Source organism: Klebsiella sp. RHBSTW-00484 (assembly GCF_013705725.1).
GTDB lineage: Bacteria > Pseudomonadota > Gammaproteobacteria > Enterobacterales > Enterobacteriaceae > Klebsiella.
Genome location: NZ_CP055481.1, coordinates 4,942,876 through 4,961,456, shown reverse-complemented (window position 1 = coordinate 4,961,456; position 18,581 = coordinate 4,942,876). Strand labels below are relative to the sequence as shown.

Genomic DNA, 18,581 nt, shown 5'->3' with positions numbered 1-18,581 from the left:
GGGGTCACTTTTGCTGAAGTATCGCCTGATTTCTGCTTTCGTCTTAATCCCCGTCGTTATAGCGGCGCTTTTTCTATTGCCGCCCGCGGGTTTTGCCATCGTCACGCTGGTCGTGTGTATGCTCGCCGCGTGGGAATGGGGGCAATTTAGCGGGTTCACTTCAACTACGCAGAGAGTCTGGCTGTCGGTGCTATGCGGCCTGCTGCTGGCGCTGATGCTTTTCCTGATGCCGGAATACCATTATGACGTCCATCAACCGCTGGTTGAAGGATCGCTATGGGCATCATTTGGTTGGTGGATTGTCGCGCTACTTCTGGTGCTGACCTACCCGGTTTCTGCAACATTTTGGCGGAATTCAAAAGCATTGCGCCTGATTTTTGGCGTCCTGACTATCGTGCCATTCTTCTGGGGCATGCTGGCCCTGCGGGCCTGGCATTACGCCGATGACCATTACAGTGGTGCGCTGTGGTTGCTGTACGTGATGATCCTGGTCTGGGGAGCCGATTCCGGCGCTTATATGTTCGGTAAAATGTTCGGTAAACATAAGCTGGCGCCGAAGGTTTCCCCGGGCAAAACCTGGCAGGGTTTTTTCGGCGGTCTGCTGACGGCCGCGGTGATTTCCTGGGCTTACGGCTGGTGGGCGCATCTGGATGTGACACCGACGGTCCTGCTGGTTTGTTCTGTCGTTGCAGCGTTAGCTTCAGTGCTTGGCGACCTGACCGAGAGCATGTTCAAACGTGAAGCGGGTATTAAAGATAGTGGAAATCTGATTCCTGGACATGGTGGTATTCTGGATCGTATCGATAGCCTGACGGCTGCGGTCCCTGTGTTTGCGTGTCTGCTATTGTTAGTTTTCAGGACGATTTGACGGAAAATTTTATGCTGAGCGTTCTCTGGAATTTGGCTGCTTTTATTATTGCGCTGGGCGTGTTGATCACCGTCCATGAGTTTGGCCATTTCTGGGTAGCTCGTCGCTGTGGCATTCGCGTTGAGCGTTTCTCCATCGGTTTTGGTAAGGCACTCTGGCGGCGCTTTGATAAGCAGGGCACGGAATTTGTTATTGCCCTTATCCCGTTAGGCGGCTATGTCAAAATGCTCGACGAACGCGTCGAGCCGGTGGCGCCCGAGATGCGCCACTACGCTTTCAACAACAAAACCGTTGGCCAGCGTGCTGCTGTTATTGCCGCTGGGCCTATCGCCAACTTCCTTTTTGCCATTTTTGCCTACTGGTTGGTCTTCATTATTGGTGTCCCTGGCGTTCGTCCGGTTGTTGGCGATATAACGCCCAACTCGATAGCCGCGCAAGCACAAATTGCAAAAGGAACGGAACTTAAAGCGATAGATGGCATCGAAACGCCTGATTGGGATGCTGTGCGTATGGCGCTGGTGGCGAAGATAGGCGATCGGCAAACAATACTTACCGTTGCCCCTTTCGGGACCAATCAACGTCAGGATAAAATCCTCGATCTGCAGCATTGGGCGTTCGAGCCGGATAAACAAGATCCGGTCGCATCACTGGGCATTCAGCCCCGTAGTGCACAGATTGATACAGTCCTGGCGGAAGTACAATCTGACTCGGCAGCACAAAAGGCGGGTTTGCAAGCGGGCGACAGGATCGTTAAAGTCGATGGTCAACCGTTAACGCAGTGGATGACGTTTGTTAATCTGGTGCGTGATAATCCGGGCACAGCCTTAGTTCTGGAGATCGAACGGCAGGGGAATCCCTTGTCCGTGACGCTGACGCCAGATACGAAGTCCGCTAAAGGTAAATCTGAGGGGTTTGCAGGGGTTGTACCTAAGGTCATCCCGCTGCCTGATGAATATAAGACAGTGCGTCAGTACGGACCGTTTGCCGCCATCGCTGAAGCCACGGATAAAACCTGGCAACTGATGTCGTTAACGGTCAGGATGCTGGGCAAATTGATAACCGGTGATGTCAAACTGAACAACCTCAGCGGGCCGATTTCTATCGCCCAAGGGGCTGGAATGTCAGCGGAATTTGGGTTGATTTACTATCTGATGTTCCTTGCGCTGATTAGCGTGAACCTTGGAATAATCAACTTGTTCCCGCTTCCCGTTCTTGACGGGGGGCATCTGCTGTTTTTGGCGATTGAAAAGCTGAAGGGCGGACCGGTATCCGAGCGAGTTCAAGACTTTAGTTATCGCATTGGCTCAATATTGCTGGTGTTGTTAATGGGGCTTGCACTTTTCAATGATTTCTCTCGGTTGTAAGAGAGTTTGTTAGGAAGAACGCATAATAACGATGGCGATGAAAAAGTTGCTCATAGCGTCGCTGCTGTTTAGCAGCGCAACCGTATACGGTGCTGAAGGGTTCGTGGTGAAGGACATTCATTTCGACGGCTTGCAGCGTGTCGCTGTTGGTGCGGCCCTCCTCAGTATGCCAGTGCGTCCTGGCGATACCGTAACCGATGATGATATCAGTAACACCATCCGAGCTCTGTTTGCCACTGGCAACTTTGAGGATGTCCGCGTCCTGCGCGATGGTGATACCCTTCTGGTGCAGGTGAAAGAGCGTCCAACGATTGCCAGCATCACTTTCTCCGGCAACAAGTCGGTGAAAGATGACATGCTCAAGCAAAACCTTGAGGCATCTGGCGTACGCGTAGGGGAATCTCTCGATCGCACCACGCTCGCTGATATTGAAAAAGGGCTGGAAGATTTTTACTACAGCGTCGGCAAGTACAGCGCCAGCGTAAAAGCTGTCGTGACGCCGCTGCCGCGTAACCGTGTCGACCTGAAACTGGTATTCCAGGAAGGCGTATCGGCTAAAATCCAGCAGATCAATATCGTCGGCAATCATGCTTTCAGCACTGATGAACTGATTTCGACATTCCAACTGCGCGATGAAGTGCCATGGTGGAACGTGGTTGGCGATCGCAAATACCAGAAACAGAAGCTGGCAGGGGACCTCGAAACTCTGCGTAGTTACTATCTGGATCGCGGCTATGCCCGTTTCAACATTGATTCCACGCAGGTTAGCCTGACGCCGGACAAAAAGGGCATCTACATCACCGTCAACATTACCGAAGGCGATCAGTACAAGCTTTCTGGTGTGCAGGTGACGGGCGATCTGGCGGGACATTCGGCAGAAATCGAAGCGCTGACCAAAGTGGAGCCGGGCGAGCTGTATAACGGCACCAAAGTGACCAAAATGGAGAATGACATTAAGAAACTCCTCGGTCGCTATGGCTACGCCTATCCGCGCGTTCAGTCCCAGCCGGAAATCAACGATACCGACAAGACTGTGAAGCTGCACGTTAACGTGGATGCGGGTAACCGTTATTACGTGCGTAAAGTGCGTTTTGAAGGTAACGATACCTCGAAAGATTCCGTTCTGCGTCGCGAAATGCGTCAGATGGAAGGTGCCTGGCTGGGTAGCGACCTGGTTGACCAGGGTAAAGATCGTCTGAACCGTTTGGGCTATTTTGAAACGGTTGATACTGATACGCAGCGTGTACCGGGTAGCCCGGATCAGGTTGACGTAGTTTACAAGGTTAAAGAACGTAATACCGGTAGCTTTAACTTTGGTGTTGGTTACGGTACTGAAAGCGGCGTTAGCTTCCAGGCTGGCGTTCAGCAAGATAACTGGCTCGGTACCGGCTATTCTGTTGGTATTAACGGCACCAAAAACGATTACCAGACCTATACTGAACTGTCGGTGACTAACCCGTACTTTACCGTGGATGGCGTCAGCCTCGGTGGTCGTGTCTTCTATAACGACTTCGATGCTAACGATGCGGACCTGTCTGACTATACCAACAAAAGTTATGGTACAGATATCACGCTGGGTTTCCCGGTCAACGAGAATAACACGCTGCGTGCGGGTCTGGGCTATGTGCATAACAAGCTGTCCAATATGCAGCCGCAGGTGTCGATGTGGCGTTATTTGAATTCGATGGGTCAATATCCAGACGATACGAATGACAGAAACTCGTTCAGTGCTGACGACTTCACCTTCAACTATGGCTGGACGTACAACAAGCTCGACCGTGGTTTCTTCCCGACGGAAGGTTCGCGCGTCAACCTGAATGGTAAAGTCACGATTCCGGGCTCTGACAACGAATACTACAAAGCGACGCTTGATACCGCGACCTATGTGCCGATCGACGATGATCACAAGTGGGTTATGTTGGGTCGAACTCGGTTTGGTTATGGTGATGGTCTGGGCGGTAAAGAGATGCCGTTCTATGAGAACTTCTATGCCGGTGGTTCAAGCACCGTGCGTGGCTTCCAGTCCAATACTATTGGTCCGAAAGCGGTTTATTTCCCGGCCAGCAGCCGTCATGACGATGATGACGACTACGATAACGAATGTAAGAGCAGTGAATCCGCTCCGTGTAAATCTGATGATGCGGTAGGCGGTAACGCTATGGCGGTTGCCAGCCTGGAGCTGATCACCCCAACGCCGTTTATCAGCGATAAATATGCGAACTCAGTACGTACCTCCTTCTTCTGGGATATGGGTACCGTGTGGGATACTAACTGGGATTCGAGCGCGTATGGCGGCTACCCGGATTACAGCGATCCGAGTAACATTCGTATGTCTGCGGGTATCGCAGTACAGTGGATGTCGCCGTTAGGGCCGTTGGTATTCTCCTACGCCCAGCCGTTTAAAAAGTACGATGGAGACAAAGCTGAACAGTTCCAGTTTAACATCGGTAAAACCTGGTAATTGTGTTGGCTGCAATGGAATGCAAGAGCAGTATAGCGCTGACTATTGGCGATAACTGAGGTTATCGCCTGGCCACGCAAATAACGGTACCTCAGGGTACTCATGGGATGGTAAGGAGTTTATTGTGAAAAAGTGGTTATTAGCTGCAGGTCTGGGTTTAGCAATGGTAACTTCTGCTCAGGCGGCAGATAAAATTGCAATGGTTAACATGAACAACTTGTTCCAACAGGTTGCCCAGAAAACAGGCGTTTCTAACACGCTGGAAAACGAGTTTAAAGGCCGCGCAAGCGAGCTGCAGCGTATGGAAGGCGACCTGCAGTCTAAAATGCAGCGTCTGCAGTCCATGAAAGCCGGTGCTGATCGTACCAAACTGGAAAAAGACGTTATGGCTCAGCGCCAGACTTTCTCCCAGAAAGCCCAGTCTTTCGAGCAGGACCGCGCACGTCGTTCTAACGAAGAACGTGGCAAGCTGGTGACTCGTATCCAGAGCGCAGTGCAGAGCGTTGCTAAAGATCAGAGCATCGATCTGGTTGTTGACTCTAATGCCGTGGCATACAACAGCAGCGATGTAAAAGACATCACCGCTGATGTGCTGAAACAGGTTAAATAAGTAATGCCTTCAATTCGACTGGCTGATTTAGCACAGCAGTTGGATGCAGAACTACACGGTGATGGCGATATCGTCATCACCGGCGTTGCGTCCATGCAATCCGCTAAAACGGGCCATATTACTTTCATGGTAAATCCTAAGTACCGTGAACACCTGGCCGCTTGCCAGGCGTCTGCTGTCGTGATGACGCAGGATGATTTGCCCTTTGCCCATAGTGCCGCGCTGGTAGTGCGTAATCCCTACCTGACATACGCGCGCATGGCTCAAATTCTTGATACCACGCCGCAGCCGGCGCAGAATATCGCGCCCAGCGCGGTTATTGACGCCACGGCTAAGCTGGGTACTGACGTTGCTATTGGCCCGAATGCTGTTATTGAATCGGGCGTTGTGCTCGGCGATAACGTTGTTATCGGCGCGGGATGCTTCGTTGGGAAAAATACGAAAATTGGTGCTGGCTCGCGTTTGTGGGCCAATGTGACCGTTTACCACGGTATTGAGATCGGCGAGAATTGTCTGATCCAGTCCAGTACGGTAATTGGTGCGGATGGCTTTGGTTACGCCAACGATCGTGGTAATTGGGTTAAGATCCCACAATTGGGTCGCGTTATTATTGGCGATCGTGTGGAGATTGGCGCTTGTACTACCATTGATCGTGGTGCTCTGGACGATACTGTGATCGGCAACGGTGTGATCATCGATAATCAATGTCAAATTGCGCACAACGTGACGATTGGTGACAATACCGCCGTTGCTGGCGGTGTGATCATGGCAGGCAGCCTGAAAATTGGCCGCTACTGCATGATTGGCGGCGCCAGCGTGATCAACGGACACATGGAAATCTGCGATAAAGTTACCGTAACGGGGATGGGAATGGTTATGCGTCCAATCACCGAGCCGGGAGTTTACTCTTCAGGTATTCCGCTGCAACCGAATAAGGTTTGGCGAAAAACGGCAGCGTTGGTGCTGAATATTGATGATATGAGCAAGCGTCTCAAAGCTATTGAGCGCAAGGTTAATCAGCAAGATTAGTGCTTCACCCGACACATTAAATTTTCGGCCTGTTGCATTCATGAGATTGCCGCAGGCCGTGTTATTATTGCCCTTTAGTATATTTAGACAGGAAGAGTATTTTGACTACTGACACTCATACTCTGCACATTGAAGAGATTCTGGAACTTCTCCCTCACCGTTACCCGTTCCTGCTGGTAGATCGCGTGCTGGATTTTGAAGAAGGTCGTTTTCTGCGCGCAGTAAAAAATGTTTCTGTAAATGAGCCATTTTTCCAGGGACACTTCCCTGGTAAGCCGATTTTACCGGGCGTACTGATTCTGGAAGCAATGGCGCAGGCCACCGGCATTCTGGCATTCAAAAGCGTGGGAAAACTGGAGCCGGGCGAGCTGTATTATTTTGCCGGGATCGACGAAGCGCGTTTCAAACGTCCGGTCGTACCTGGCGATCAAATGATTATGGAAGTCACTTTTGAGAAAACCCGTCGCGGCCTGACTCGTTTTAAAGGCGTTGCGCTGGTTGATGGAAAAGTGGTTTGCGAAGCAACGATGATGTGTGCCCGTAGCCGGGAGGCCTGATACGTGATTGATAAAACCGCCTTTATTCATCCTTCCTCCATTGTAGAAGAAGGCGCCGTTATTGGTGCTAACGTTCACATTGGTCCGTTTTGTATTGTTGGCGCTAACGTCGAAATTGGCGAAGGCACCGTACTGAAGTCTCATGTTGTCATTAATGGTCATACCAAAATTGGCCGCGATAACGAGATCTATCAGTTCGCTTCCATCGGCGAAGTTAACCAGGATCTGAAATATGCTGGTGAACCAACCCGCGTGGAAATTGGCGATCGCAACCGCATCCGCGAAAGCGTCACCATTCATCGTGGCACAGTACAGGGCGGTGGATTAACGAAGGTGGGCAGCGATAACCTGCTGATGATCAACGCGCACGTGGCGCACGATTGTACGCTTGGCAACCGCTGTATTCTGGCCAATAACGCGACGCTTGCTGGCCATGTCTCGCTGGATGATTTTGTTATCATCGGCGGCATGACCGCAGTACATCAATTCTGCATCATCGGCGCACATGTCATGGTTGGCGGCTGCTCCGGTGTTGCGCAAGACGTTCCGCCGTTTGTTATTGCTCAGGGCAACCACGCAACGCCGTTTGGCGTTAATATCGAAGGGCTGAAACGCCGTGGCTTTAGCCGTGAAGCGATCACGGCCATTCGCAACGCGTATAAACTGCTGTATCGTAGTGGCAAAACGCTGGACGAAGCAAAACCTGAGATCGCCGAACTGGCGACACAGCACCCTGAAGTTCAGGCATTCACTGATTTCTTTGCCCGCTCAACGCGCGGCCTGATTCGTTAATGATTGAATCGCGTCCCCTGACGATTGCCCTGGTCGCCGGAGAAACTTCCGGCGATATTCTTGGTGCAGGTCTTATCCGTGCGCTTAAAGCCCGTATACCTGATGCACGCTTTGTCGGCGTTGCTGGGCCGCTGATGCAGGCCGAGGGCTGTGAAGCCTGGTATGAGATGGAAGAGCTGGCGGTAATGGGCATTGTCGAAGTCCTCGGACGCCTGCGCCGCCTGCTGCATATTCGTGCCGATCTTACCCGCCGATTCACCGATCTTAAGCCTGATGTATTCGTTGGTATCGATGCGCCTGATTTCAATATCACTCTTGAAGGTAGCCTAAAGAAGCAGGGTATCAAAACTATCCATTACGTCAGTCCCTCGGTTTGGGCATGGCGGCAAAAACGCGTTTTCAAAATTGGCAGATCCACCGATCTGGTACTGGCATTTCTGCCTTTCGAAAAAGCGTTTTATGACAGATTTAATGTTCCTTGCCGGTTTATCGGCCATACGATGGCGGACGCGATGCCGTTGGATCCGGACAAAGGCGCGGCGCGCGAGCGTCTGGGGATTGCCCGCGACGTGCATTGCCTGGCGCTACTGCCGGGAAGCCGCGGCGCTGAAGTCGAGATGCTTAGCGCCGATTTCCTGAAAACGGCGCAGATCCTGAGGGGTTATTATCCTGACCTGGAAGTTGTTGTGCCGCTGGTCAATGCGAAAAGGCGGGAGCAGTTCGAGCGTATCAAAGCGGAAACGGCACCGGATCTTGCAGTGCATATGCTGGACGGTCAGGCGCGAGACGCGATGATAGCCAGCGATGCCGCGCTACTGGCTTCCGGAACGGCTGCGCTGGAGTGCATGCTGGCGAAGTGTCCGATGGTGGTTGGTTATCGTATGAAGCCATTTACCTTCTGGTTAGCTAAGCGGCTTGTTAAAACCGACTATGTGTCGTTGCCAAATCTCCTGGCCGGGCGCGAACTGGTCAAAGAGCTGTTGCAGGATGAGTGCCAGCCGCAGGCGTTAGCCGATGCGCTGAAGCCGCTGCTGGCCGATGGTAAAACTAGCCACTATATGCATGAAACCTTCCGCGCGCTGCATCAGCAGATCCGCTGTAACGCTGATGAACAGGCGGCGGATGCAGTACTGGAGCTAGCAAAATGATGGAATTCGTTTATCCGCATACCCATCTGGTTGCCGGAGTTGATGAAGTCGGACGCGGTCCGCTGGTTGGCGCGGTAGTGACTGCCGCGGTTATTCTCGACCCGGCAAAGCCGATTGTGGGTCTTAATGACTCCAAAAAGTTAAGCGAAAAACGCCGCCTGGCGCTATTCGATGAGATCAAAGAGAAAGCGCTGTGCTGGAGCCTCGGTCGTGCTGAGCCGCATGAAATCGATGAACTGAATATTTTACACGCGACCATGCTGGCAATGCAGCGCGCTGTCGCCGGTTTAAGTATTCCCCCAGAGTATGTCCTGATTGATGGCAACCGCTGTCCGCCGCTGCCTGTACCTTCACTGGCAGTTGTCAAAGGCGATAGCCGGGTGGCGGAAATTAGCGCTGCATCTATTCTGGCTAAAGTGACGCGCGATGCTGAAATGACCGAACTGGATCGGGCATACCCCCAGTACGGTTTTGCACAACATAAAGGTTATCCCACCGCTTTCCACCTGCAAAAACTGCTGGAACATGGCGTAATCGAGCATCATCGGCGCAGTTTTGGCCCGGTGAAACGCGCGCTGGACCTGGCGTCCTGAACCGACACGCAAGCAATTAAGTAACGCGGAATCTGAAGATGGCTGAACCACGTTTCGTACACCTGCGGGTGCACAGCGACTATTCCATGATTGATGGGCTGGCGAAAACCGGGCCGCTGGTGAAAAAGGCAGCCGGACTTGGCATGCCAGCGCTGGCGATCACTGATTTTACCAACCTCTGTGGGCTGGTGAAGTTCTATGGAACGGGACATGGCGCCGGGATTAAACCGATTGTCGGTGCGGATTTTCACGTCCAGAGCGATTTGATGGGTGATGAGCTGACTGAGCTAACGGTGCTGGCAGCGAATAACGTCGGCTATCAAAACCTGACGCTGCTAATCTCCCGCGCTTATCAACGCGGTTACGGCGCATTAGGGCCGTGGATCGATCGCGACTGGTTGGTTGAACATCAGGAAGGCCTCATTCTGTTATCTGGCGCGCGCAAGGGTGACGTTGGCGTAAGCCTGACGCGCGGTAACATGGCGTTGGTTGCGCAGTGCGTCTCTTTTTATCAGCAGTATTTTCCCGATCGTTACTATTTAGAGCTGATCCGCACTGGACGCGCTGATGAAGAGACCTATCTTCATGCGGCTGTGCAACTGGCGGAAGAGTGCGGTTTACCCGTTGTCGCGACTAACGATGTCCGTTTTCTGGAAACCGGCGACTTTGATGCGCATGAAATTCGCGTAGCTATCCACGACGGTTTTACCCTTGATGATCCTAAACGCCCACGCAACTACTCGCCGCAGCAATATATGCGCAGCGAGGAGGAGATGTGCGAGCTGTTCTCTGATATTCCGGAAGCGCTGGAAAATACCGTTGAAATCGCCAAACGTTGCAACGTTACCGTGCGGCTTGGCGAATACTTCCTGCCGCAGTTCCCGACCGGGGAAATGTCGACAGAAGACTTTCTCGTCGTCAGATCAAAAGAGGGGCTGGAAGAGCGCCTCGAATTTTTATTCCCGGATCCTGAAAAGCGCGCAGAATCCCGCCCTCCCTATGACGAACGTCTGGATATTGAACTCCAGGTTATCAACCAGATGGGGTTCCCGGGTTACTTCCTGATCGTTATGGAGTTTATCCAGTGGTCGAAAGATAACGGCGTGCCGGTAGGTCCTGGGCGAGGCTCCGGTGCGGGTTCGCTGGTGGCCTATGCGCTGAAAATTACCGACCTTGACCCGCTAGAGTTTGACCTGCTGTTCGAACGTTTCCTTAACCCGGAACGTGTCTCAATGCCCGACTTCGACGTTGACTTCTGTATGGAGAAACGTGACAGGGTTATCGAACATGTGGCGGAGATGTACGGTCGTGACGCGGTCTCGCAGATTATTACCTTTGGTACGATGGCGGCGAAAGCGGTTATCCGCGACGTGGGCCGCGTGCTGGGACATCCATACGGGTTTGTTGACCGCATATCCAAGCTAGTGCCGCCCGATCCGGGTATGACCCTGGCGAAAGCTTTTGAGGCTGAACCACAGCTTCCGGAAATTTACGAAGCCGATGAAGAAGTCAAAGCACTGATCGATATGGCGCGTAAGCTGGAAGGGGTCACGCGTAACGCGGGTAAACATGCCGGTGGTGTAGTTATCGCGCCGACTAAAATTACCGATTTCGCTCCGCTATATTGCGACGATCAGGGGCAAAACCCGGTGACTCAGTTCGATAAAAACGACGTGGAATACGCGGGGCTGGTGAAGTTCGACTTCCTTGGCTTGCGTACGCTGACGATCATCGACTGGGCGTTGAAAATGATCAACCCGCGTCGGGCGAAGCAGGGGCTGGAGCCGATAGATATCGCGGCGATCCCGCTCGACGATAAAAAAAGCTTCGATATGCTGCAGCGCTCGGAAACCACAGCGGTATTCCAGCTTGAATCCCGCGGCATGAAAGACCTGATCAAACGCCTGCAGCCCGACTGCTTCGAAGATATGATAGCCCTGGTGGCCCTGTTCCGTCCGGGCCCGCTGCAGTCGGGCATGGTAGATAACTTTATCGACCGTAAGCACGGCCGTGAAGAAATCTCCTATCCAGACGTGCAGTGGCAGCATGAATGTCTGAAACCGGTACTGGAGCCGACTTACGGTATTATCCTGTACCAGGAACAGGTTATGCAGATTGCCCAGGAACTGTCCGGTTACACCCTCGGCGGCGCAGATATGCTGCGTCGTGCAATGGGTAAGAAAAAGCCGGAAGAGATGGCCAAGCAGCGTGGCACCTTTGAAGAGGGTGCGAAGAGTCGCGGCGTGGACGGTGAACTGGCGATGAAAATCTTTGACCTGGTGGAGAAATTCGCGGGTTACGGATTTAACAAATCGCACTCTGCCGCTTATGCGTTAGTTTCCTATCAGACGCTGTGGCTGAAGGCGCACTATCCGGCTGAGTTTATGGCAGCGGTAATGACCGCGGATATGGACAACACCGAGAAAGTGGTCGGTCTGGTTGATGAGTGCTGGCGCATGGGATTGAAAATCCTGCCGCCGGACATTAACTCTGGCCTATACCATTTCCACGTCAATGACGATGGCGAAATCGTTTATGGTATCGGCGCCATCAAAGGCGTTGGTGAAGGCCCGATTGAAGCGATCATTGAAGCGCGTAACCAGGGCGGTTATTTCCGTGAGCTGTTTGATCTTTGCGCGCGAACTGATATCAAAAAGCTAAACCGTCGGGTACTGGAAAAACTGATTATGTCCGGGGCGTTTGACCGCCTCGGCCCGCATCGCGCGGCGTTGATGAATTCGTTGAGCGATGCGCTGAAGGCTGCCGATCAGCACGCCAAAGCTGAAGCGATTGGCCAGGCTGATATGTTTGGCGTTCTGGCAGAAGAGCCGGAACAAATTGAACAATCCTACGCTAACTGCCAGCCGTGGCCGGAACAGGTGGTGTTGGAGGGCGAAAGGGAGACTCTGGGGCTGTATCTGACCGGGCACCCGATTAACCAGTATCTGAGAGAGATCGAACGCTATGTTGGCGGCGTACGACTCAAAGACATGCATCCGACCGATCGTGGTAAAGTGACCACGGCGGCGGGGCTCGTTATTGCGGCGCGGGTCATGGTCACCAAGCGCGGCAATCGTATCGGCATCTGTACACTGGATGACCGTTCCGGGCGTCTGGAGGTGATGTTATTCACCGATGCCCTGGATAAATACCAGCAATTGCTGGAAAAAGACCGCATACTTATCGTCAGCGGACAGGTCAGCTTTGATGACTTCAGCGGGGGGCTTAAAATGACCGCTCGTGAAGTCATGGACATTGACGAAGCCCGGGAAAAATATGCTCGCGGGCTTGCTATCTCGCTGACGGACAGGCAAATTGATGACCAGCTTTTAAACCGACTCCGTCAGTCTCTGGAACCCCATCGTTCGGGAACCATTCCAGTACACCTCTATTATCAGAGGGCGGATGCGCGCGCGCGGTTGCGTTTTGGCGCAACATGGCGCGTCTCTCCGAGCGATCGTTTACTCAACGATCTGCGTGGCCTTATCGGCTCGGAGCAGGTGGAACTGGAGTTTGACTAATACAGGAATACTATGAGTCTGAATTTCCTTGATTTTGAACAGCCGATTGCAGAGCTGGAAGCGAAAATCGATTCTCTGACTGCGGTAAGCCGCCAGGATGAGAAACTGGATATTAATATCGATGAAGAAGTGCATCGCCTGCGCGAAAAAAGCGTAGAGCTGACGCGCAAGATCTTCGCCGATCTTGGCGCATGGCAGGTCGCTCAACTGGCACGCCATCCACGTCGCCCATACACCCTGGATTATGTTCGCCTGGCTTTCGACGAATTCGACGAACTGGCTGGTGACCGCGCTTACGCTGACGATAAAGCTATCGTTGGTGGGATTGCGCGTCTGGACGGGCGTCCGGTGATGATTATCGGCCACCAAAAAGGGCGCGAAACCAAAGAGAAAATTCGTCGCAACTTCGGGATGCCGGCACCAGAAGGCTATCGTAAGGCGTTGCGTCTGATGGAGATGGCTGAGCGTTTTAAAATGCCCATCATCACTTTCATCGACACTCCAGGGGCTTACCCGGGAGTGGGAGCGGAAGAACGCGGCCAGTCTGAAGCGATTGCCCGTAACCTGCGTGAAATGTCACGCCTGAGCGTACCGGTTATCTGCACCGTGATTGGTGAAGGTGGTTCCGGCGGCGCGCTGGCTATTGGCGTGGGCGATAAAGTGAATATGCTGCAGTACAGCACTTATTCCGTTATCTCCCCGGAAGGCTGTGCTTCCATTCTGTGGAAGAGCGCCGACAAAGCGCCGCTGGCCGCTGAAGCGATGGGTATCGTCGCTCCGCGTCTTAAAGAGCTGAAGCTGATTGACTCTATCATTCCGGAGCCGCTGGGCGGCGCGCATCGTAATCCGGAAGCGATAGCGGCGAGCTTGAAAGCTCAACTGCTGGCTGACCTAGCTGACCTCGACACTCTGAATGAGGAAGAGCTGCTCAACCGTCGCTATCAGCGTCTGATGAGCTACGGTTACGCCTGATTATCAATATCATTTTTTACCTCTAAGGGTCGGATTTTCCGGCCCTTTTTTTATATGTTGTTTACTGATGCGAGATGAGAGCAGTGAGAGGTAATGTGATTAGCAGATGATGCCATTCTTCCCTAAAACTGCAGCAACTGCCAGGTATTGCGACCCGGCAGGCAGTTAACAAGGATAAAGGAGAAATACTATGGCATTGTATAAAACCGTCGCGTTGAGCGCCGTGGCCGCAGGGATCATGTTAAGCCTGGGGGCCGCACAGGCCGCACCGTTACTTGGTGCAACAGAAGCGACAACTATTAAAGCGAGCGATCTGAGCGCTAAAGAAAAAGCATTAACCGACTTCCCACTGATGGATGCGGTAAAATCATCTATTCAGACGCTGTCTAATAGTGAAGTTGAAAAAATTGAACCGGGTCTTTCGACCAACCCGGCAAACGTTAAACGTGTTGAGGGTATGCTATCTGAGCAAGATTGGGACTATCTGTTCCCGATGCGTGCTCCGGAATATACTTACTCCAACTTCCTCAAAGCGGTTGGTAAATTCCCTGCTGTTTGCGGTACCTATACCGATGGCCGCGACAGCGATGCCATCTGCCGTAAATCTCTGGCAACCATGTTTGCTCACTTTGCGCAGGAAACCGGCGGCCATGAAAGCTGGCGTGATATTCCTGAATGGCGTCAGGCTCTGGTCTATCTCCGCGAAGTAGGTTGGGTAGAAGGGCAGAAAGGCGGCTACAACGGCGAATGTAACCCGGATATCTGGCAGGGGCAGACCTGGCCGTGTGGTAAAGACAAAGATGGCGATTTCCTTAGCTACTTTGGTCGTGGGGCGAAACAGCTCTCCTACAACTATAACTATGGCCCATTCTCTGATGCTATGTACGGCGGCGACGTTCGCCCGCTGTTGGATAAACCGGAACTGGTTGCTGATACCTGGATGAACCTGGCGAGCGCAGTCTTCTTCTTCGTTTACCCGCAGCCGCCGAAGCCATCTATGCTGCACGTTATTGATGGTACCTGGCAGCCAAACGATCACGATAAAGCAAACGGTCTGGTCACCGGCTTTGGTGTGAGCATCCAAATCATCAACGGCGGCGTTGAGTGTGGTGGCGCGGAAGAGAACGCCCAGTCTCTTAACCGTATCGCTTACTACAAAGAGTTTGCTAACTATCTGAAAGTCCCGATTGCTGATGACGAAGTTCTCGGCTGTAAGAACATGAAGCAGTTTGATGAAGGCGGCGCGGGCGCTCTGCCGATCTACTGGGAAATGGATTGGGGATGGAGCGCGGAAACCTCTGACGGTAAAACTAACTCTTGCCAGTTGGTAGGCTACCAGACGCCATATACCGCCTTTAAAGAGGGCGATTATGCCAAGTGTGTCCAGAGCCATTTCAACGTCAACATCGTAGACGACAACGATCAGGCGGATACGACTCCAGAGACGCCTACAGATACCACTGATGATACGACGCCAGCTCCGGCGGTTAACGTCGCACCGGTTGCGCGTATCGCGGGTCCGATTGGTGCTGTTGAAGCGGGTGCGGTGATTTCTTTAAGCGCAGAAGGTTCTTCTGATGCCAACGGTGACAAGCTGAGCTATACCTGGATGTCTCAGGATGGTCAGACACTTAGCGGTCAAGATAAAGCAGTCATTAACTTTACCGCCCCGGAAAAAGACCAGGACGCTCAGTACGTCGTTAGCCTGAAGGTGAGCGATGGTGTGTTGTCCAGCACCACAACTTATACCCTGAACGTTAAAGCCAAGGCTGCTGCGGATGAATCGACGGATGGCAAAGATGATGGCACCATCAGCTACCCATCCTGGAGCGCGACTCAGAGCTGGAAAGCGGGTGATATCGTTAATAACCATGGTGCGCTGTATCAGTGTAAACCCCTGCCAGAAGGCGCATGGTGCAACGTGGCGCCAACCTACTACGAGCCTGGTGCAGGCATCGCATGGGGAGACGCCTGGAAAGCAATGTAATAAGAAGAATCCGCCAGTGCTAAGCACTGGCGTGATTGTTATGATGCTTCCCTCAGGTAAATTCCAGGAGGAAAGCGTGAATATCATCGCCATCATGGGCCCCCATGGCGTCTATCACAAAGACGAACCGATCAAAGAACTGGAAGCCGCCCTGCAACGGCAAGGCTTCCAGACCATCTGGCCGCAAAACAGCGCCGACCTGTTGCAGTTTATCGAACATAATCCGCGGATCTGTGGGGTTATCTTTGACTGGGATGAGTACAACGTTGATTTGTGTAGCGAGATTAACCAGCTGAATGAATACCTGCCGCTATACGCCTTTATCAACGCGCATTCGACGATGGATGTCAGCGGTCAGGATTTGCGTATGACGCTGTGGTTTTTCGAATATGCGCTTGGGCTGGCGGAAGAGATCGCGACTCGAATTGGTCAGTACACCCGCGAATACCTCGACAACATCACGCCACCGTTTACTAAAGCATTATTCAACTATGTGCAAGAGGGAAAATATACCTTCTGCACCCCTGGGCATATGGGCGGCTCTGCCTATCAAAAAAGTCCGGTAGGTTGCTTGTTTTATGATTTCTTCGGCGGTAATACCTTAAAGGCCGATGTTTCTATTTCGGTGACGGAGTTGGGGTCGCTGCTCGACCATAGCGGCCCACATCTGGAGGCTGAAGAGTATATTGCGCGTGCTTTCGGCGCGGAACAAAGCTATATGGTGACCAACGGGACTTCAACGTCGAACAAAATTGTCGGCATGTATTCCGCTCCGGCGGGAAGTACCCTGCTTATCGATCGCAACTGCCATAAATCGCTGGCGCATTTACTGATGATGAGTGACGTTGTGCCGTTATGGTTAAAACCGACGCGCAATGCGCTGGGGATCCTCGGCGGTATTCCGAAGCGCGAGTTTACCCGCGATGTGATACAGCAAAAGGTAAATGCTGCGGGTGGTGCTGGATGGCCTGTACATGCGGTGATCACCAACTCCACCTATGACGGACTGTTGTACAACACCACCTGGATTAAAGAAACCCTCGACGTGCCGTCTATTCACTTTGACTCTGCCTGGGTACCCTACACCCATTTTCACTCGATCTATCAGGGAAAAAGCGGCATGAGCGGCGATCGCATTGCCGGGAAAGTTATCTTTGAAACGCAGTCGACGCATAAAATGCTGGCGGCGCTGTCGCAGGCTTCGCTTATCCATATTAAAGGCAGCTACGACGAAGATACCTTTAATGAAGCTTTTATGATGCATACCTCGACCTCGCCGAGCTACCCGATTGTCGCCTCCATCGAAACGGCGGCGGCGATGCTACGTGGTAACTCCGGCAGGCGCCTTATTCAGCGTTCAATTGAACGGGCGCTTGATTTTCGCAAAGAGGTGCAGCGGCTACGTGAAGAGTCTGACGGTTGGTTCTTTGATATCTGGCAGCCGGAAGAGGTGGGGGAAGCGCAGTGCTGGCCAGTCGCACCGGGTGAACCGTGGCACGGCTTTCAGGATGCCGATGATGACCATATGTTCCTCGACCCGGTGAAAGTGACCATTCTGACGCCCGGAATGGATGAGCAAGGTAACATGGATAATGAGGGGATCCCAGCCTCGCTGGTGGCGAAGTTCCTCGATGAGCGCGGTGTGGTGGTTGAAAAAACTGGGCCGTATAACCTGTTGTTTCTTTTCAGTATCGGCATTGATAAAACCCGCGCAATGGGACTGCTGCGTGGGTTGACGGAATTTAAGCGCTCTTACGATCTGAATCTGCGAGTGAAGAATATGTTGCCGGATCTCTATGCTGAGGATCCGGATTTTTATCGCAACATGCGCATTCAGGAACTGGCTCAGGGTATTCATCGCTTGATTCGCCAGCACCAGCTTTCTCAACTGATGCTGCGAGCCTTTGATGTTCTGCCTGAGATGAAAATGACACCTTACCGAGCCTGGCAGCGGCAAATCAAAGGTGAAGTGGAGACCATTGAGCTGGAGAATCTGGTCGGACGCATTTCAGCCAATATGATCCTGCCGTATCCGCCTGGCGTGCCGCTGCTGATGCCTGGGGAAATGATTACCGAAGAGAGCCGGGCGGTACTCGACTTCCTGCTAATGCTGTGTTCGATTGGGCGTCATTACCCGGGTTTTGAAACCGATATCCACGGGGCGAAGCGTGATGAAGACGGCGTGTATTGGGTTCGAGTCTTAAAAAATGACTAAGTGCTTGCGCGATAACGGATGGCGCGAGTAACTTTGCTGGCTTCAACAGGAGGAGTTTTACGATGCTGGGTTTAAAACGGGTTCACCATATCGCCATCATTGCGACGGATTATGCGAAGAGTAAAGCTTTCTACTGCGACGTTTTGGGATTTACTCTCCAGGGGGAGTTTTACCGTGAAGAGCGCGATTCGTGGAAGGGCGATCTGGCGTTAAATGGCGAATATGTCATTGAACTGTTTTCTTTCCCGTTTCCTCCTTCACGCCCAAGCCGTCCTGAAGCCTGCGGATTACGTCATCTGGCGTTTAGCGTTGATGATATTGATGCCGCCGTTGCCCATCTTGAGGCACACGGTGTCGCTTGTGAAGGCGTACGTATCGATCCGTTCACCGATAAGCGCTTCACCTTTTTCAATGATCCCGATGGCTTGCCGCTGGAAATCTATCAACAGTAATTCTTGTCAGAA

General features: G+C 52.6%; 14 protein-coding genes. All 14 read left to right on the top strand.

The genetic code is table 11. The features are described from left to right. Positions 1–10 precede the first annotated feature (10 nt). The 14 genes from cdsA to HV213_RS23325 all read left to right on the top strand — a co-directional run bounded on the left by cdsA (position 11) and on the right by HV213_RS23325 (position 18,569). Positions 11–868, top strand: a complete 858-nt coding sequence (cdsA, locus tag HV213_RS23390) for a phosphatidate cytidylyltransferase (protein ID WP_181483503.1) — start codon at positions 11–13, stop codon at positions 866–868. An 11-nt stretch (positions 869–879) separates the two neighbouring features. Next, positions 880–2,232, top strand: coding sequence for a sigma E protease regulator RseP (gene rseP / locus HV213_RS23385; RefSeq protein ID WP_181483502.1), 1,353 nt, complete (start codon positions 880–882; stop codon positions 2,230–2,232). A 31-nt stretch (positions 2,233–2,263) separates the two neighbouring features. After that, the gene (gene bamA / locus HV213_RS23380; protein WP_181483501.1) at positions 2,264–4,693 is read left to right on the top strand and encodes an outer membrane protein assembly factor BamA; all 2,430 of its coding nucleotides are present in this window, start codon (positions 2,264–2,266) and stop codon (positions 4,691–4,693) included. A 124-nt stretch (positions 4,694–4,817) separates the two neighbouring features. After that, positions 4,818–5,303, top strand: a complete 486-nt coding sequence (gene skp / locus HV213_RS23375) for a molecular chaperone Skp (RefSeq protein ID WP_110272461.1) — start codon at positions 4,818–4,820, stop codon at positions 5,301–5,303. A gap of 3 nt (positions 5,304–5,306) precedes the next feature. After that, complete coding sequence (gene lpxD / locus HV213_RS23370) at positions 5,307–6,332, top strand: UDP-3-O-(3-hydroxymyristoyl)glucosamine N-acyltransferase (RefSeq protein ID WP_181483500.1); 1,026 nt, start codon at positions 5,307–5,309, stop codon at positions 6,330–6,332. Positions 6,333–6,433: 101 nt separating this feature from the next. Continuing rightward, a complete protein-coding gene (gene fabZ / locus HV213_RS23365) occupies positions 6,434–6,889 on the top strand; it encodes a 3-hydroxyacyl-ACP dehydratase FabZ (protein ID WP_004145858.1) in 456 nt (151 codons plus the stop codon). A 3-nt stretch (positions 6,890–6,892) separates the two neighbouring features. Continuing rightward, complete coding sequence (gene lpxA, locus HV213_RS23360; protein WP_110272459.1) at positions 6,893–7,681, top strand: acyl-ACP--UDP-N-acetylglucosamine O-acyltransferase; 789 nt, start codon at positions 6,893–6,895, stop codon at positions 7,679–7,681. Then, entirely contained in the window at positions 7,681–8,829 is a 1,149-nt protein-coding gene (lpxB, locus tag HV213_RS23355) for a lipid-A-disaccharide synthase (protein WP_181483499.1), read from the top strand. Before lpxA ends, lpxB begins: the two co-directional genes overlap by 1 nt. Next, the gene (gene rnhB, locus HV213_RS23350; protein ID WP_181483498.1) at positions 8,826–9,422 is read left to right on the top strand and encodes a ribonuclease HII; all 597 of its coding nucleotides are present in this window, start codon (positions 8,826–8,828) and stop codon (positions 9,420–9,422) included. The genes lpxB and rnhB overlap by 4 nt, the downstream gene beginning before the upstream one ends. Positions 9,423–9,460: 38 nt before the next feature. Then, positions 9,461–12,943, top strand: a complete 3,483-nt coding sequence (gene dnaE, locus HV213_RS23345) for a DNA polymerase III subunit alpha (protein ID WP_181483497.1) — start codon at positions 9,461–9,463, stop codon at positions 12,941–12,943. Positions 12,944–12,955: 12 nt separating this feature from the next. Beyond that, positions 12,956–13,915: an acetyl-CoA carboxylase carboxyl transferase subunit alpha gene (accA, locus tag HV213_RS23340; protein ID WP_181483496.1), complete on the top strand. Its 960-nt coding sequence runs from the start codon at positions 12,956–12,958 to the stop codon at positions 13,913–13,915. Between the two features lie 190 nt (positions 13,916–14,105). Continuing rightward, positions 14,106–15,902, top strand: coding sequence for a chitinase (locus HV213_RS23335; RefSeq protein ID WP_181483495.1), 1,797 nt, complete (start codon positions 14,106–14,108; stop codon positions 15,900–15,902). Positions 15,903–15,978: 76 nt separating this feature from the next. After that, entirely contained in the window at positions 15,979–18,117 is a 2,139-nt protein-coding gene (locus HV213_RS23330) for a lysine decarboxylase LdcC (protein WP_181483494.1), read from the top strand. Between the two features lie 62 nt (positions 18,118–18,179). Next, on the top strand, positions 18,180–18,569 hold the full coding sequence (locus HV213_RS23325; protein WP_181483493.1) for a VOC family protein: 390 nt from the start codon (positions 18,180–18,182) through the stop codon (positions 18,567–18,569). The last annotated feature ends 12 nt before the right edge of the window (positions 18,570–18,581 follow it).

Excerpts from the sequence above, each read along its gene's own strand:
- rseP (WP_181483502.1), top strand. The coding sequence starts at position 880 with ATGCTGAGCGTTCTCTGGAATTTGGCTGCTTTTATTATTGCGCTGGGC.
- bamA (WP_181483501.1), top strand. The coding sequence starts at position 2,264 with ATGGCGATGAAAAAGTTGCTCATAGCGTCGCTGCTGTTTAGCAGCGCA.
- lpxD (WP_181483500.1), top strand. The coding sequence starts at position 5,307 with ATGCCTTCAATTCGACTGGCTGATTTAGCACAGCAGTTGGATGCAGAA.
- lpxB (WP_181483499.1), top strand. The coding sequence starts at position 7,681 with ATGATTGAATCGCGTCCCCTGACGATTGCCCTGGTCGCCGGAGAAACT.
- rnhB (WP_181483498.1), top strand. The coding sequence starts at position 8,826 with ATGATGGAATTCGTTTATCCGCATACCCATCTGGTTGCCGGAGTTGAT.
- dnaE (WP_181483497.1), top strand. The coding sequence starts at position 9,461 with ATGGCTGAACCACGTTTCGTACACCTGCGGGTGCACAGCGACTATTCC.
- accA (WP_181483496.1), top strand. The coding sequence starts at position 12,956 with ATGAGTCTGAATTTCCTTGATTTTGAACAGCCGATTGCAGAGCTGGAA.
- HV213_RS23335 (WP_181483495.1), top strand. The coding sequence starts at position 14,106 with ATGGCATTGTATAAAACCGTCGCGTTGAGCGCCGTGGCCGCAGGGATC.
- HV213_RS23325 (WP_181483493.1), top strand. The coding sequence starts at position 18,180 with ATGCTGGGTTTAAAACGGGTTCACCATATCGCCATCATTGCGACGGAT.